This window comes from Micromonospora sp. NPDC007208 (genome assembly GCF_042869175.1).
GTDB classification, from domain to species: Bacteria; Actinomycetota; Actinomycetes; order Mycobacteriales; family Micromonosporaceae; genus Micromonospora; species Micromonospora foliorum.
This window is the reverse complement of the sequence record NZ_JBIAFG010000004.1, coordinates 332107-349388: the sequence shown is the minus strand read 5'-3', so window position 1 is coordinate 349388 and position 17282 is coordinate 332107. Positions and strand designations below refer to the sequence as shown.

Here is a 17282-nt window from a genome sequence, read left to right as displayed (position 1 = left end):
CCGGCTTTCTGGGTTAAAAGCCTCACCGGTGCATGCCCGGGACGCCGGTGTCGAGGCGGCGAGGGCAAGGAGCGATCGGTGGAACATCTGGCCTACCTGGACGCGGGGTCCGGCAGCCTGATCGTGCAGGCGGTCGTCGGCGGGGTGGCTGGCGCCGCGGTCGCCGCGAAGCTCTACTGGCGACGGCTGGTCGACCGGTTCCGCCGGCAACCCACCGACCAGCGCTGAGCGGGCCAGGCCCGACGATGGCGATCTCACCCACCGAGGTACGGCCCGAGCCGGCCTCCTTCCGGGACCCGGCCAACCGGGTCTTCCACGTCGGCGACGAGGTGCTGCGTGGGCTGGACCCCCAGGCCGCCGAGCACTGGCGGGCACTGACCGGCAGCACGTTCTTCCCGGCGCTCGTCGCCGCGCGCAAGGTCTGCGCCACCGAGGACGCCCCGCCGACCCTGGTGCCCGCCATGGCCGGCACGCCGTGGGCCGCCGTGCTGCGCCACGAGCGCATCCCGTTCGTCTCCCACCCGTACGAGTGGTCGTTCAGCATGCTGCGCGACGCCGCCCTGCTGCACATGGAGATCCTGAACGCCGCGCTGCGCGAGGGTTTCACCACCAAGGACGGCTCGGCGTACAACCTCCAGTGGCGGGGCGCCGCACCGGTCTTCATCGACATCGGCTCCTTCGAGCCGGTCCGCGACGGCGAACCGTGGGCCGGCTACCGGCAGTTCTGCCAGACCGTGCTCTACCCGCTGATGCTCACCGCCCACCTGGGCGTCGACTTCCAACCGTGGCTGCGCGCCCGGGTCGACGGCATCGAGGCCGACGAGCTGCGGCCGCTCTTCAACGGGGCCCGCCGGCTGCGCCCCGGCGTGCTGACCCACCTGCACCTGCACGGGGCCATGCAGCAGAGCAACGCCGCCGCCAGCACCGCCCAGGTCCGTGACCAACTGCGCGCCGCCGGCTTCTCCCGGGAGTTGCTGCTCGCCACCGTACGCGGCATCGAGAAACTGGTCCGCAAACTGGACCGCCGCCCGCCCGAGAGCCACTGGTCGGACTACCAACGCACCTGCGGCTACTCGGCCCGCGACCGGGTGGCGAAGGAGCAGTTCGTGGCCACCGCGGTGGCCGCCGGCACCCGCCCCCGCCTGGTCCTCGACCTCGGCGCCAACGACGGCCGGTACTCCCGGCTGGCGGCCGGCCACGCCGACTACGTGGTCGCCGTCGAGCAGGACCCGGCCGTCGTCGACGAGCTGTACCGACGGCTGCGCTCCGAGGGGCAGAGCCGCATCCTGCCGCTGGTGCTGGACCTGGCCGACCCGTCGCCGGGTGGCGGCTGGCGGGGCGTCGAGCGGGCCGGCTTCGCCGAGCGGGCGTCCGCCGACGTGGTGCTCGCCCTGGCCGTGGTGCACCACCTGGCGATCGGGCGCAACGTGCCGCTGCCGGAGGTCATCGACTGGCTGGCCGGGCTGACCGCGCCGGGCGGCGCGGTGGTGGTGGAGTTCGTCCACCCGGAGGACCCGATGGCGACCCGGCTGCTGGCCAACAAGCCCGCCGGTCTCTTTCCGGACTACCGACGCGACACCTTCGAGACGCTGCTCGCCGCCCGGGGACGGATCACCGACCGGCTGGAACTGCCCTCCGGCACCCGCACGCTCTACCGGACGGTGATGGGTGGTTGAACCGCGGTGGGAGCGGGGCTGGCGCGGGGAGCTGGGTCGGCTGCTGGAGATCGTCGCGCTGGTCGGTCTCGTGGTCACCCAGCCACTGCTGGACGTGCTCGGTCGCAGCCCCGACTTCTTCCTCTTCCACCGCGCCGACCCGGCCCAGATCCTGCTGCTGGTCGCCCTGGTGACGGTGCTTCCCACACTCGCGGTGGCGCTGCTCGGCACGCTCAGCCGACTCGCCGGCCGGACCGCCCGCGCCATCACCCACACCGGGCTGGTCGGGCTGCTGGTCGCCGCCCTCGCCGTGCAGGTGGGTCGACACGTGACGCCGCTTCGGGGCGTACCCCTGCTGCTGGTGGCGCTGCTGGCCGGAGCGGCCGGCGCGGCCGCACACCGGCGGTGGCGGGCGCCGGGCCGGGTGTTGCGACTGGCCGCCGCCGGCCCGGTGGCCTTCGTGGCGCTCTTCCTGCTCGTCTCACCCACCTCGGCGGTGGTCCTGCCGCGCAGCGACGGCGGCGCGCCCGGCACCGCGCAGGGCTCGGCCGTGCACCCGCCGGTGGTCATGCTGATCCTCGACGAGCTGCCCCTGGTCAGCCTGCTCGGCGCGGACGGGAAGATCGACGCCGGGCGGTACCCGCACTTCGCCGAGCTGGCCGGCGGATCCACCTGGTACCGCAACTCCACCGGGGTCAGCGGGTGGACGCCGAACGCGTTGCCGGCGATGCTCACCGGCCGCTACCCGGCCAAGCCGGTCGCCCCGCACTACTCGCAGTACCCGGACAACCTCTTCACCGCCTTCGGCGGCCTGTACGACATCCGCGCCGAGGAGAGCATCACCCGGCTCTGCCCACCCAGCCGGTGCGAACAGCCGGTCACCCCGGAGCAGGGGCTCGGCGTGCTGGTCCGGGAGACCGGCAAACTGCTCGGCCGGGTCGCCGGGCCCACCGAGAGCGCGGTCGACCCGGAGGACTCCTACCGCGAGCAGACCCGCGCCGAGGCCGGCCTGGACGCCGCCGAACCGGCGCCGGCCGACCCGAAGTTCCGCTGGGACAGCCTGGACGACAACCAACCGGCCCGGTTCACCAGCTTCCTGGCCGGGCTGACGCCGGCGAGCCGGCCCACCCTGCACTTCCTGCACCTGCTGATGCCGCACTCACCGTGGGCGTACCTGCCGTCCGGGGCGCGCTACGACGCCCCCGAGGACCTGCCCAACGACGGCGCCGGGTGGGTCGACCTGGCCCGGCAGCGGCACCTCGCCCAACTCGGCTACACCGACCGGCTGATCGGCGAGACGCTGCGGACGCTGCGCGCGAACGGCCTCTACGACCAGGCCCTCGTCGTGGTGACCGCCGACCACGGGGTCAGCTTCCGCCCCGGCGCCCAGGGCCGGGGCATGGACGCCATCAAGGCCGCCGCCGGTGAGGTCGCCTGGGTGCCGACGTTCGTCAAGGAACCCCGGCAGCAGACCGGCCGGGTCGACGACCGCAACTGGGAACACGTCGACCTGCTGCCGACCGTGGCCGACGAGGCCGGCATCCGGTTGCCGTGGCGGGTCGACGGTCGCTCCGCCCGGCAGGCCCCCCGCACCGACGGTACGAAGCACTTCTACGACCGCCCCGGCGAACCGGTCACCTTCCCCGGCGGCGTGCCCGCCCCGCCACCCCTGCCGACACCCCACCCCCTGGTCGGCACCGAGGTACGCGCCGGCCCGGCCGACGGCAGCGCCCGGGTCGCCGACCTGGCCGCGTTCACCGCCATGGACCCGGACACCGGCACCCTCCCGGCGCTGGTCTGGGGAGACGTACCGGACCGGATCCCGGACGGCACCCTCCTCGCCGTCGCCGTCAACGGCCGCATCGGGGCCGTCGTCCCCGTGGTGCCGGCCGACCCCGGCGGACGCCGGTTCGCCGCGCTGCTCGCCGACGACAAGCTGTTCCACGCCGGCACCAACAAGCTCGACGTCTTCCAGGTCGCGACGGACGGTACGCTGCGACGCCTTGCGCTGTCGTGATCTGGCTTCCGGGGTCGGTCCGGCCGGGCCTCCGGGGTCGGTCCGGCCCCGGCTTTCGGGGTTGGTCCGGTCTGGTCCCGTCTGGCGGGATGCGGGTTTCCCGGCCGCCCGGTCGGGAATCGGGTGACGCATACCTCACCGCCGAACCACGGCGGGCGTTGTCCCCCGAGCCGCAATTACGGTAGAAGCGAAGGCAATTCAACGTAGATCTGCCGGCGAAGCGAGGAACCACATGACGGAAGTCAAGCTCGATCACCCCGGTGGGCAGCTGTCGATGCCGGTACATCCCGCGGTCGAGGGCCCCGCCGGTATCGGGGTGAGCAAGCTGCTGAAGGAAACCGGGATGACCACGTACGACCCCGGTTTCGTCAACACCGCCGCTGCCTCATCCGCGATCACCTACATCGACGGCGACGCGGGGATCCTGCGTTACCGGGGGTACCCGATCGAGCAGCTGGCCGAGAAGTCCTCCTTCCTGGAGGTCTCCTACCTGCTCATCTACGGTGAGCTGCCGACCGAGCAGCAGCTGACCGAGTTCACCGAGTGGATTCGGCGACACTCGCTGCTGCACGAGGAGATGCGCCGCTTCTTCGACGGCTTCCCCCGGGACGCCCACCCGATGGCGGTGCTCTCGTCCGCGGTGAGCGCCCTGTCCACCTTCTACCAGGACAGCCTGGACCCGTTCGACTCCGAGCACGTGGAGATCTCCACGGTCCGGCTGATGGCGAAGGTCCCCACCATCGCCTCGTACGCGTACAAGAAGTCCATCGGTCAGCCGCTGCTGTACCCGGACAACTCGCTGGGGTACGTGGACAACCTGCTGCGGATGACGTTCGGCGTGCCGGCGGAGCCGTACGAGGTCGACCCGGTGATGTCGAAGGTGCTGGACATGCTTTTCGTCCTGCACGCCGACCACGAGCAGAACTGCTCCACCTCGACCGTCCGCCTGGTCGGCTCCAGCAACGCCAACCTGTTCGCCTCGGTCTCAGCCGGCGTGAACGCGCTCTTCGGCCCCCTGCACGGTGGCGCCAACCAGGCGGTGCTGGAGATGCTCCAGCAGATCCACGCCGGCGACGGCGACGTCCGGTCCTTCGTCCGCAAGGTCAAGGACAAGCAGGACGGCGTCAAGCTGATGGGCTTCGGCCACCGGGTCTACAAGAACTACGACCCGCGGGCGGCGATCGTCAAGAAGGCCGCGCAGGACGTGCTGGGCCGGATGGCCAAGCCGGACCCGCTGCTGGACATCGCCATGGAGCTGGAGGAGATCGCCCTCGCCGACGACTTCTTCGTCTCCCGTCGGCTCTACCCGAACGTGGACTTCTACACCGGCCTGATCTACAAGGCCATGGGTTTCCCGACCAAGATGTTCACCGTGCTCTTCGCGCTCGGCCGGCTCCCCGGCTGGATCGCCCAGTGGCGCGAGATGATCAGCGACCCGGAGACCAAGATCGGCCGTCCGCGGCAGGTCTACGTCGGCTCCGCCGAGCGGGACTACGTTCCCTTCGGCGAGCGCTGACCCGCTCCTCGCTTCACCGCAGGCCGTCGACCCCTCCGGGTCGGCGGCCTGCCGCGTTCGGTGCGTCTGAGCTGCCCTGCCCCGGCATGATCGACTCGGCTTTCAGGAAGTCGGGGGATTGGCAGCACCGGGACGCCCCGACTTCCGGGAAGTCGAGTCGATCAACCGGAAGTCGGGGGGTCCCCAGCCCTGGGACCCCCCGACTTCAAGGAAACCGAGTCGATCAAGCGCGAACGGGCCGGCCGGCGGGAGTCAGCGCAGGCCGGCGGCGGCGAGGAGGTTGCCCTCGGGGATCGCCGGGAGGGCGCGACCCTGCGACATCCGCTGCTCGGCGCGCTCGGCGGTGAACGCGGCGTCGTGGTGGATGGCGGCGGCGTAGCTGGCGGCGGTGCGCTGGGCGATGGCGGCCCAGCCGTACTGGTCGTGGACCATCCGGCGGGCGTGGCGGGCCATGACGCGGGCGTGGTCGGCGTCGGACAGCAGCGCGTCCACGGCGTCGGTCAGGCTGTCCGGGTCGTGCGGGCGGAAGGTCATCCCGGTGACGCCCGGTTCGACGATCTCGGCGAGGCCACCGGTGGCGGCGACGGCGATGGGAGCGCCGGCCGCGGCGCCTTCCAGGGCGACCATGCCGAACGGCTCGTAGATGCTGGGCACGGCGAAGCAGTCGGACGCGGCCATCAGCGCCGGCAGTTCGGTGCCGCCCAGGAAGCCCGGCATGGTGACCATGCCGCCCAGACCGCGGCGGTGCACCTCGGCCTCCAGTTCGGCGCGGTACGGGCCGTCACCGGCGATCACGGCGCGCAGCCCGGGGTGCCGCTCGCGCAGCCGGGGCAGTGCGGCGATCAGGTGCTGCACGCCCTTCTCGTACACCAGGCGGCCGGCGAAGGTGACCAGCGGGCCGTCCCCGGCGAAGCGGGCGCGGGCGGCGGCCACGGCACGCGCGGGCACCCGCCAGCGGTGCGGCTCCACGCCGTTGGCGACCACGTCGACCCGCGCGGCCGGTACGCCGAAGAGCGCGTTCACCTCGTCGCGCATGTAGCCGGAGCAGACGATCACCCGGTTGGACTCGCTGCTGAGCCACTGCTCGACGCCGTGGATGGTGCGGTTCATCTCCTCCGGCAGCCAGCCCTGGTGCCGCCCGGCCTCGGTGGCGTGGATCGTGCTGACCAGCGGGATGTCCAGGTGGTCGCGCAACGTCATCGCGGTGTGGGCGACGAGCCAGTCGTGGGCGTGGATGACGTCGTAGGAGCCGGCTTGGGTGGCGCGCAGGGCGGTGCGGGTGAGGGTGTGGTTGAAGGCCATGGTCCAGGCCAGTAGGGAGCCGGTGGCGAGGGGGAAGGTGACCGGGTCTTCGGGGGCGCGCAGGATGCGCACGCCGTCGGCGTACTCCTCCAGGGGTGCGCCTTCGCTGTGGCGGGTGACGACGGTGACCTCGTGGCCGGCGGCGGCGAGGGCGACGGAGAGGGCGTGCACGTGTCGGCCGAGACCGCCGACCAGCACCGGCGGGTACTCCCAGGACAGCATGAGGATGCGGCGGGTCTGCGGGGGCACCCCGGGGCCGGACTGCGCCGGCGCGGGAGTGCCGGGCTGCGCGGTGGGACCGGGCTGCGCGGGCGTCCGGGAGGTCAGGGTGGGCCGGTGGGCCCGGTCCTTGGTAGCAGCGAGCTGCTCGTCGACCCGCAGGGTCACATCAATCTCCGTCCATGCGTGGTGGTGCGCGCCGGCGTCAGTGGCGGCGGAGCGAGAGGTGTAAGGGGTGGCCGAGGGCCTGGCGGGCACGCGCGGACGCTTGTCCCCGGTCAAGGAAAGTGCATCGGACCCAAGAACGCACCTCGAAAAGGGTCATCGTGACGGAGGACACCCGATCGGTGTACGGCGCATCAGACAGGTGGTTTTTGGTCACCGCCTGAAAGGATGGATTGGCGCGCCCGGGCCGGGGGCACTACCCGCATGCGCGCGGGTGGAGTCGGCCGGCGCGCACATAACCATGGTCTAAGGAGCGACATGCAGGTCTGGCCGGGCGAGCGGTACCCCCTGGGCGCCACCTACGACGGGATGGGCACCAACTTCGCCATCTTCTCCGAGGTGGCCGAGCGGATCGAGCTGTGCCTCTTCGACGAGTGGGACACCGGCGCGGAGCGCCGCGTCGAGCTGCGCGAGGTGGACGCGTACGTGTGGCACGCGTACCTGCCGGGCATCGAGCCGGGCCAGCGCTACGGCTACCGGGTGTACGGCCCGTACGACCCGGCGAACGGGCTGCGCTGCAACCCGCACAAGCTGCTGATCGACCCGTACGCCAAGGCCATCGACGGTGACGTGGAGTGGGACCCGGCGGTCTACGACTACGACCTGGACGAGCCGGAGCGCATGTCGGAGACCGACTCGGCGCCGTTCATGCCGAAGTCGGTGGTGGTCAACCCGTACTTCGACTGGGGCAACGACAAGCCGCCGCGCACCCCTTACCACCACTCGGTGATCTACGAGGCGCACGTACGCGGGCTGACCATGCGCCACCCGGACATTCCGGAGGAGCTGCGCGGCACGTACGCGGGCATCGCCTCCCCGCCGATGATCGACTATCTGACCCGGCTCGGGGTGACGGCGATCGAGCTGATGCCGGTGCACCAGTTCATCCACGACAACCGCCTCGTCGACCTGGGTCTGCGCAACTACTGGGGCTACAACACCATCGGCTTCTTCGCCCCGCACCACGGCTACTCCGCGCTGGGCCGCACCGGCCAGCAGGTGCAGGAGTTCCGGGGCATGGTGAAGGCGCTGCACGCGGCCGGCATCGAGGTCATCCTCGACGTGGTCTACAACCACACCGCCGAGGGCAACCACCTCGGCCCGACGCTGAGCTTCAAGGGCGTGGACGCCCCGAGCTACTACCGGCTCAGCGAGGAGGACCGCCGCTACTTCGTCGACTACACCGGCACCGGCAACAGCCTCAACGTGCGCAGCCCCCACTCACTACAACTGATCATGGATTCGCTGCGCTACTGGGTGACCGAGATGCACGTCGACGGCTTCCGGTTCGACCTGGCGGCCACCCTGGCCCGCGAGTTCTACGAGGTGGACCGGCTCTCCACCTTCTTCGAGGTGGTGCAGCAGGACCCGGTGGTCAGCCAGGTGAAGCTGATCGCCGAACCGTGGGACGTCGGCCCCGGCGGCTACCAGGTGGGCAACTTCCCGCCGCTGTGGACGGAGTGGAACGGCAAGTACCGCGACACCGTGCGGGACTTCTGGCGCGGCGAGCCGGCCACCCTCGCCGAGTTCGCGTCCCGCATCTCCGGCTCCGCCGACCTCTACCAGGACGACGGCCGTCGACCGTTCCACAGCATCAATTTCGTCACCGTGCACGACGGGTTCACCCTCAACGACCTGGTGTCCTACAACGACAAACACAACGAGGCCAACGGCGAGGAAAATCGCGACGGCGAGAGCCACAACCGGTCCTGGAACTGCGGGGTCGAGGGCGACACCGACGACGAGGCGGTCCTCGCCCTGCGGGCCAAGCAGCGGCGCAACTTCCTGGCCACCCTGATGCTGTCGCAGGGCGTGCCGATGATCGGCCACGGTGACGAGCTGGGCCGCACCCAGCACGGCAACAACAACGTCTACTGCCAGGACAGCGAGCTGGCCTGGGTCGACTGGGACAACGTCGACGAGCAACTGCTGGAGTTCGTCCAGACGCTCACCGCGTTCCGCAAACGACACCAGGTGTTCCGGCGTCGCCGCTTCTTCACCGGCCTGCCGGTGAACGGGCGCGGCATCGACGAGCCGCTGCCCGACCTGGCCTGGCACACCCCGGACGGGCGGGAGATGACCGGCGAGGACTGGGGCAACGACTTCGGCCGCTCGGTGGCGCTCTTCGTCAACGGCGAGGGCATCCGCGAGCGCGGCCAGTACGGCCAGAAGCACCACGACGCGTCGTTCCTGCTCTGCTTCAACGCCCACGACGCGCCGCTTGACTTCACCCTGCCCGGCAGCGAGTACGGCCAGAAGTGGGAACGGGTGATCAGCACGGCGGAACCCGAGCCGGGCGACGCCACGGTGATCAGCGCGGGCGGCACCATCCGGGTGCCGGACCGGTCCCTCGTCGTGCTGGAGAGGACGATCTGACATGCCGGCCACCCCTCCCAAGGCCACCTACCGGGTCCAGGTCCGCCCCGGCTTCGACCTGGACGCCACCGCCGCGATCGTCGACTACCTGGACGACCTCGGCGTCAGCCACCTCTACAGCGCCCCGCTGCTGACCGCCACGCCCGGCTCCCAGCACGGCTACGACGTGGTCGACCACCGGGCCGTCAACCCGGAGCTGGGCGGGGAGGCCGCCCGGCAGCGGCTGGTGCGCGCACTGCGCGACAAGCACCTCGGCCTGGTCGTCGACATCGTGCCCAACCACGCCGGGGTCGCCGTCCCGGCCGCCAACCCGCCCTGGTGGGACGTGCTGCGCCGGGGGCGCGACTCGGCGTACGCCGACTGGTTCGACATCGACTGGGACCGGGGCCGGCTGCTGCTGCCGGTGCTGGCCGACGACCCGGCCGCCCTGGACGACCTCAAGCTTGTCGACGGGGAGTTGCGCTACCACGAGCACCGCTTCCCGGTCGCCGACGGCACCGGCGACGGCAGCGCCCGGGAGGTGCACGACCGGCAGCACTACGAGCTGGTCTCCTGGCGGCGCGGTGACGCCGAGCTGACGTACCGCCGGTTCTTTGCCATCGCGGGCCTGGCGGGTCTGCGCGTGGAGGACCCGGCGGTCTTCGCCGCCACCCACGAACTGGTGCTGCGCTGGGCTGTCGCCGGGGAGGTCGACGGCATCCGCGTCGACCACCCGGACGGCCTGCGCGACCCCGCCGGCTACCTGGCCCGGTTGCGGGCCGCCGCGCCCAACGCCTGGCTCGTGGTGGAGAAGATCCTGGAGTACGGCGAGGAGCTGCCGGACTGGCCGGTGGACGGCACCACCGGCTACGAGGCCCTGGCCGCGGTCAGCGGGCTCTTCGTCGACACCGACGCCGAGGGTGACTTCACCGCGCTGGACAACCGCCTGACCGGGCGGCACACCTCCTGGGAGGACCTGACCCACGCCACCAAACTGGCCGCCGCCACCCAACTCCTCGCCGCCGAGCTGACCCGGCTGGCCGCCCTCGCCCCCGAGGTGCCCACCGAGCAGGCCCGCGCGGCGCTCGCCGAGCTGGCCGCCGCGTTCCCGGTCTACCGGGGCTACCCGCCGCACGGCGCCCGGCACCTCGCCGCCGCCCGCTCCGAGGCCGGCCGCCGCCGCCCCGACCTGGCCGGCGCCCTGGACGCGATCACCCGCCGACTGCGCAACCCCGACGACGAGCTGGCCCAACGGTTCCCCCAGCTCAGCGGCGCGGTGATGGCCAAGGGCGTGGAGGACACCGCGTTCTACCGCTGGACCCGGTTCGTGGCGCTCAACGAGGTCGGCGGCAGCCCCGCCCACTTCGGGGTGCCACCGGCGGAGTTCCACCGCTTCGCCGGCGCCCACCAGGTCCGCTGGCCGGCCAGCATGACCAGCCTCTCCACCCACGACACCAAACGCGGCGAGGACGTCCGCGCCCGGCTCGCCGTGCTCAGCGAGCTGCCGGGCCGCTGGGCCGAGCAGGTCAAGACCTGGATGGAGTACGCGCCGCTGCCCGACCCGTCGTTCGCCCACCTGCTCTGGCAGACCGCCGTCGGCGCGTGGCCGATCGAGCGGGAACGACTGCACGCGTACGTCGAGAAGGCCGCCCGGGAGGCCGGGGCCTCGACCAGTTGGGCCGACCCCGACCCGGCCTTCGAGCAGGCCCTGCACGCCGTGGTCGACCGGATGTACGACGACCCGAGCCTGCACGACGAGCTGACCGAACTCGCCGCCGCGATCACCCCGGCCGGCTGGTGCAACGCGCTCGGCCAGAAGCTGATCCAACTCACCATGCCCGGGGTGCCGGACACCTACCAGGGCACCGAGCTGTGGGACAACTCCCTCGTCGACCCGGACAACCGCCGCCCGGTCGACTTCGACGTACGCCGAGAGCTGCTGGCACGGATCGACGGCGGCTGGCGTCCCCCGATCGACACCGACGGAGCGGCGAAGCTGCTCGTCGTGTCGCGGACCCTGCGGTTGCGGCGGGCGCACCCGGAGCTGTTCACCACCTACCGGCCGGTGCCCGCGCACGGGCCGGTGGGCCGGCACGTGGTCGCCTTCGACCGGGGTGGCGCGATCGCCGTGGCGACCCGGCTGCCGCTGGGCCTGGCCCGCGCCGGTGGGTGGTGTGACACAGCGTTGTCACTTCCCGTTCACGAGATGAAGGACCTGTTCACCGGCCGGGTCTACAGTGGCGGGGAGACCCCTCTGGACGACCTTCTGGCCGACTATCCCGTGGCTCTGCTGACTCCTTCCACCACTTCCGTGGAGGCTGCGCGATGACCGAATTCAGCGTGTGGGCGCCGGACGCCGAGCGGGTGCGGCTGCGTCTGGCCGACGACTCCGACCACGAGATGCGCGCCGCCGCCGAAGGCTGGTGGCGGGTCGACGTGCCCGACGCCGGCCTCGACTACTCCTTTCTGCTGAACGACGACGAAACCCCACTGCCCGACCCCCGGTCACCGTGGCAGCCTGCGGGAGTGCACGGGCCGAGCCGCCGCTACGACCACGCCGAATTCGCGTGGTCCGACAGCGCGTGGACCGGCCGGCAACTGCCCGGCAGCATCCTCTACGAGCTGCACATCGGCACCTTCACCCCGGAAGGCACCTTCGACGCGGCCATCGACCGCCTCGACCACCTCGTGTCGCTGGGCGTCGACCTGATCGAGCTGCTCCCGGTCAACGCCTTCAACGGCGAACACAACTGGGGGTACGACGGCGTCTGCTGGTACGCCCCGCACGAGCCCTACGGCGGCCCCGACGGCCTGAAACGGTTCGTCGACGCCGCCCACGCTCGCGGTCTGGGGGTGATCCTCGACGTTGTCTACAACCATTTCGGGCCCTCCGGGGCCTACGCGCCGCAGTTCGGGCCCTACCTCGCCGAGCAGAGCAACACCTGGGGTCGCTCGATCAACCTGGACGGCCCGCACTCCGACGAGGTACGCCGCTACATCATCGACAGCGTGCTCATGTGGCTACGCGACTACCACGTAGACGGGCTGCGGCTCGACGCCGTGCACGCCCTGCACGACTCGCGGGCTGTTCCCATCTTGGAAGAGCTGGCTATCTCCGTGGAGTCGTTGTCGACGCACGTGGGCCGGCCGCTGTCGCTGATCGCCGAATCGGACCTCAACGATCCGCGGCTCATCACGCCTCGCGAGGCGGGCGGGTTCGGGCTGCACGCCCAGTGGAACGACGACGCCCACCACGCCCTGCACACGTTGCTGACGGGGGAGCGGCAGGGGTACTACGGGGACTTCGGATCCCTGGAGACGCTGTCCGACGTGCTGACCGGCGGGTTCTTCCACGCTGGCACCTGGTCTAGCTTCCGCAACCGGCACCACGGGCGGCCGGTTGACCCGCGGGTGCCGGGGCACCGGTTCGTGGCCTACCTGCAGAACCACGACCAGATCGGAAACCGGGCCACCGGGGACCGGATCTCGGCTTCGCTGTCGCCTTCACTGCTCCGCGTTGGGGCTACGTTGCTGCTGACCGCGCCGTTCACTCCCATGTTGTTCATGGGGGAGGAGTGGGCGGCTTCTACGCCCTGGCAGTTCTTCACCTCGCACCCGGAGCCGGAGTTGGCCTCCGCGGTGCGGACCGGGCGGCGGCGGGAGTTCGCTGCGCACGGGTGGCCCGAGGGGGACGTGCCCGACCCGCAGGACCCGCAGACGTTCGTGCGGTCGCGGTTGGACTGGGCGGAGCTGGACAAGCCTGAGCATGCTTCGATGCTGTCGTTCTATCAGCGGTTGATCGCTCTGCGGCGGTCTCTTCCTGACCTGTCGGATCCTCGGTTGAACGCTGTTTCTGTTCAGCACGGGGACCAGTTCTTGGTGATGCGGCGGGGGGACACGCTTGTCGTGGCGAACCTGGCTGGGCGGGGGCAGGGGGTGTCGCTGCCTGGGGTGGCTCGGCGGGTGCTGCTGGCTACGGGGGAGGGGGTCACCGTGATGCGGGACCGGATCCAGTTGCCGGCGGAGACTGCGGCGATCGTGGCGCTGTGACAAGTGCGCTCCACAGAAGCAATTCTAGGCCAGTTACCAACAAGGGCATCCTGCGTACGGCGCACGCGCCGCCGTTCCCGGGCTGTCCAGCCGGCTACAACCTGACGTTGTATTCGCAAGGTGCAGCGCGACGCTTTGTTCATGCAAGGATGACTAACGCATAGGCTTGTACTGATGATTGCTGCTGACCTGCCCACCGGCTGGTTGACCACGGAGCATGTGCGTGCCGACCTGGCCATGGTGGGTGCCCCGATCAGCCCTGCCACCTGGGCCTCGTACGCATCTCGCGGTCAGGCGCCCGCACACGACCGCATGTTCAGCCTGTCCCCGGCTTAGAAGCCCAGGACCATCCAGCAGTGGCAGGCCGATAGGCCACGCAAAGGAACTCCGGCCGATTAGCTCGGATCATCTGGGGCCTCCTTCCATCGGCTTCGATCTGCGGCGGGTTCCTGCCAACGAGACTGCCCTACGACCGGTCGGGTGGGCAGACCCCGGGAATGGACACGATGGACACGCCGCGTGTCTACGGAGGTAACCCGCCAGTTCAAGCCCAATCTCGTGCTGGTCAACCGCCGCAAGGCCGCCGTCCGGGGAGTCGCGAAAACGCCCCGCGCGCGAACTGCACCGCCTCGGCCTACAGCACGGCATCCGGGAGACATCCACGGTCGAGGCGATCGAGCACGCCGCCGGCCTTCTAGTCGCTCGTCGGTATAAGTCCTGGTCAAGTAATCATGCGAGCTGAGATCCTGAGGTCCCGGCCTCGCTCTCAAGGGACGACCGGTCCCTGACGGCGCCCTGAGGTGTCACCCATGTCATCGCTGCCATCAGAGGAGGGTTGACCTGCCAAAACGGTGAGCGAGCCATGTGACACCTTGGTGACACGATGAGGAGCGGGATGGGACCGTCCCTCGGAGGAGGATGCTGGGCTGTGTTTCGGCGTAAAGGGATGCAACGGGCCCCTGAGCTGCTGGTCGTCGTGGGACTAGCAGCTCTCGTCTTCTTCCTCGTGCGCGAGGGTCGCTCGAAGGCCGACCAGTGGTCAAGCATCCTCAGCGGGCTATTCGCGACGCTTGGCTTCGCGGGCATGGTGGTCTCGCGGGTGAGACGGTCCGCGGCAGCGGCTCCGGCGCCGCGCGGGCAAGACGTTGATCTAATGGGATTAGTGCTACATCTGCACGATGCCGCTCTGCCCCTTGTAGGGCAGCTCGACCCCCTCAGGCTCGGCGTCAAACCAGCGATCGGCACCGTGGCGGACGATGGCCGGGATCTACCGGCCTACGTGGATCGGGTCAGCGACGGCGACTTAGAGTGGGCAATCGCCGAAGGCGGACTTGTGCTTCTGCATGGGCCTGCGGCATCAGGCAAGACGCGTAGCGCTTTCGAAGCGATCCGGCGATTGCGTCCGGCATACCAACTAATTGACCCTACTCATCCGAGGGCATTGCGTCAGTTGCTCGACGCCGGTTACGAACTTCGAAACGCGGTGATTTGGCTTGACGACCTGGAAAGGTATCTCGTTCCAGGAGGCTTGGATGAGGGATTACTTCAGCGGCTATGTCCTGCCGGGAACCATGACGTTGTGGTGTTAGCGACTATTCGCGACGAGGAGTTAGCTCGCCTAGAGCAGGGAGCGGCAACGCATAGCCATGGAGAGTTGACGTCCACCGGGCTGGACCCAGGCGGAGCGCGTTTAGTGTTTCATCTACAAGGTCGCCGGCGGGTTGCGGTCGGCAAGTACCTGACCGCCGCTGAAAAGGGCCGAATTGACTCGACGACGTCGGATCAAAGGGTTGCCGAGGCTCTGAGGGCGTCTTCAGGCTTCGCGGAATACCTAGCGGCTGGGCCACAAATGATGCGCCGGTGGACTGTGGGAGACGGACCCCTATTCGATGTGGGCCAGGCCGTGATATGTGCGGCGGTTGACTGCCGCCGGGCGGGCTATCATCGACCGATATCCGTTGAAAATCTGTCGGCATTGTTCCGCAGTTACGTGTCCGAGGCGCGTCGCTTACGTGCCGATCTGCCGACGTTGGCGGAAGGGCTCGGCTGGGCGTCCCAGCCCGTCCTAGGTGCGAGTTCCTGTCTTGTGCCCCACGCTGGGAATAGTTACCTGGCCTCTGACTACTTGGTCGACCAAGCGCAGGTCGGCGCAGGGCCGCTAGCTGGGGAGATCGATCCAGAAATATGGCGAACTGTCCTAACTTTAGCGGACTCTGATGCCGCCTTTTCCGTGGCCATCGCGGCATACTCCGCTTCGCGGACGGATATTGCAGTCACCGCTTTCCGTCGTGCTGCGGATGCTGGTCACCCTAACGCCGACTACAACCTCGGCGTTTTGCTGGAAGACTTGGATCGGCAAGTAGAAGCGGAGCAGTCGTACCGACGCGCTGCTGATGCGGGACATGCCGAGGCGATGAGCAATCTCGGAATCATGCTGGCAAATCTTGGCCGAACCGAGGATGCTGAGCAGTGGCTGCGTCGAGCAGGAGACGCCGGTGAGAAGAGCGCCCTCTACAACCTTGGCGTCCTGATGGATGAGCTAAATCGTCCGGAAGATGCCGAGCGGTGGTGGCGCAAGGCAGCCGCCGCAGGCCATACCGTCGCGATGTTCAACCTTGGCGTGGTGCTTCGCGAGGCAGGACGCCTGACTGATGCTGAGCAGTGGCATCGGCGTGCGGCCTCGCAGGGTCATATTGGTGCGACGATGAATGTCGGTGTGCTTTTGGAAGAACAGGGGCGTGTCGAAGAAGCGGAGCAGTGGTGGCGTCATGCGATCGACGCGGGCCATACGAGTGCCATGTTCGACCTTGGGGTGCTGTTGGCGAACGAGGGCCGTGTTGAGGAAGCTGCGCGCTGGTACCGCACTGGCGCGGAGGCGGGCGATGCCAGCGCGATGTTCAACCTTGCCGTATTTCTGTATGAACACAACGATATTGCGGGGGCTGAGGAGTGGTATCGGCGTGCAGCCGAGGTGCCGTTGAAGCCACCGAACGACCGCAGTCGGAAGCAAAGTGCGCGCGCGACCGAAGTGGACTCCTGGCACTGGTACGAGCGGATGGCCGAGGTGAGCGTCGAGGCAATGAAGGCTCTTGGAACGCTGATGTTCCAACGCAACGATGTCGAGGACGCGAAGACGTGGTGGCAGCGGGGAGCCGAGGCTGGAAGTTCCGGGGCCATGTTCAACCTTGGGGCGATGCTGCTAAGGCAGGAGCAGGTGGCGGACGCGAGTGATTGGCTGCGTCGCGCGGCTGACGCTGGACATACGGAGGCAACATTCAGGCTCGGGGTGCTGCTGGCGGGGCAGGATTGCGGCGACGAAGCTGAGCAATGTTACCGACGCGCCGCCGCAGCCGCCCATCTCGACGCTATAAACAATCTCGGAGGGCTTTTAGAACAGCAAGATCGCCCAGACGAGGCCGAGCAGTGGTATCGGCGTGCAGCCGAGCACGGCCATGCAGGTGCGATGTCCAACCTCGGGGTGTTGTTGCAGGATCAGGATCGCGACGAAGAAGCTGAGCAGTGGTTCCGGCAGGCCGCCAGAGCCGGGCTAACTAACGCGATGTTTAACCTGGCTATGTTGGTCGAAGGGTTGGGTCGAACCGAGGAGGCAGAGCAGGAATACCGCGAGGCTGCAAAAGCAGGTGACGTCGGTTCTATGCTCAACCTCGGGATGCTGTTCGAAGATGAGGATCGTGACGATGAGGCCGAGCATTGGTATCGGCGTGCCGCTGGCGCGGGTGATGTGGAGGCGCTCTTCCGCATGGGGGCGCTCCTCGAAATGCAAGATCGCGTCGACGAGGGAGAGGAATGGTACCGCCGCGCGGCCGAGGCAGGTCATCTTGCCGCGATCCTCCGACTCGATGCCCGTTCTAAGGGCATGTCCTCTTCCGAAGATCGACAGGCTGAGAGTGGGGACCACTTGGGAACCGAACGCCACGAGTAA

9 protein-coding genes are annotated in these 17282 nt (G+C 69.3%); 8 read left to right on the top strand and 1 reads right to left on the bottom strand.

The window, feature by feature from the left end; all coding sequences use genetic code 11:
• Positions 1-78 precede the first annotated feature (78 nt).
• From ACFYL6_RS10825 to ACFYL6_RS10810, 4 genes are all read left to right on the top strand, one after another.
• Positions 79-228 (top strand): hypothetical protein, encoded by a 150-nt coding sequence (locus tag ACFYL6_RS10825; protein WP_165947858.1) that lies wholly within the window; start codon positions 79-81, stop codon positions 226-228.
• A 17-nt stretch (positions 229-245) separates the two neighbouring features.
• The gene (locus ACFYL6_RS10820; protein ID WP_387170058.1) at positions 246-1676 is read left to right on the top strand and encodes a class I SAM-dependent methyltransferase; all 1431 of its coding nucleotides are present in this window, start codon (positions 246-248) and stop codon (positions 1674-1676) included.
• Positions 1669-3672, top strand: coding sequence for a sulfatase-like hydrolase/transferase (locus ACFYL6_RS10815; protein ID WP_387170056.1), 2004 nt, complete (start codon positions 1669-1671; stop codon positions 3670-3672). The genes ACFYL6_RS10820 and ACFYL6_RS10815 overlap by 8 nt, the downstream gene beginning before the upstream one ends.
• Before the next feature lie 232 nt (positions 3673-3904).
• A complete protein-coding gene (locus ACFYL6_RS10810; RefSeq protein WP_091408199.1) occupies positions 3905-5188 on the top strand; it encodes a citrate synthase in 1284 nt (427 codons plus the stop codon).
• A 252-nt stretch (positions 5189-5440) separates the two neighbouring features.
• Here the strand turns inward: ACFYL6_RS10810 and ACFYL6_RS10805 are convergent, their stop codons facing one another.
• A complete protein-coding gene (locus ACFYL6_RS10805) occupies positions 5441-6712 on the bottom strand; it encodes a glycosyltransferase family 4 protein (protein ID WP_387170406.1) in 1272 nt (423 codons plus the stop codon).
• A gap of 480 nt (positions 6713-7192) precedes the next feature.
• On the opposite strand from ACFYL6_RS10805, the gene glgX reads away from it, so the two are divergent.
• The 4 genes from glgX to ACFYL6_RS10785 all read left to right on the top strand — a co-directional run bounded on the left by glgX (position 7193) and on the right by ACFYL6_RS10785 (position 17282).
• The gene (gene glgX / locus ACFYL6_RS10800; protein ID WP_387170053.1) at positions 7193-9310 is read left to right on the top strand and encodes a glycogen debranching protein GlgX; all 2118 of its coding nucleotides are present in this window, start codon (positions 7193-7195) and stop codon (positions 9308-9310) included.
• A 1-nt stretch (position 9311) separates the two neighbouring features.
• On the top strand, positions 9312-11618 hold the full coding sequence (treY, locus tag ACFYL6_RS10795; protein ID WP_387170051.1) for a malto-oligosyltrehalose synthase: 2307 nt from the start codon (positions 9312-9314) through the stop codon (positions 11616-11618).
• Positions 11615-13339 (top strand): malto-oligosyltrehalose trehalohydrolase, encoded by a 1725-nt coding sequence (treZ, locus tag ACFYL6_RS10790; protein WP_387170049.1) that lies wholly within the window; start codon positions 11615-11617, stop codon positions 13337-13339. The genes treY and treZ overlap by 4 nt, the downstream gene beginning before the upstream one ends.
• A 1162-nt stretch (positions 13340-14501) precedes the next feature.
• Positions 14502-17282: a tetratricopeptide repeat protein gene (locus ACFYL6_RS10785; RefSeq protein ID WP_387170047.1), complete on the top strand. Its 2781-nt coding sequence runs from the start codon at positions 14502-14504 to the stop codon at positions 17280-17282.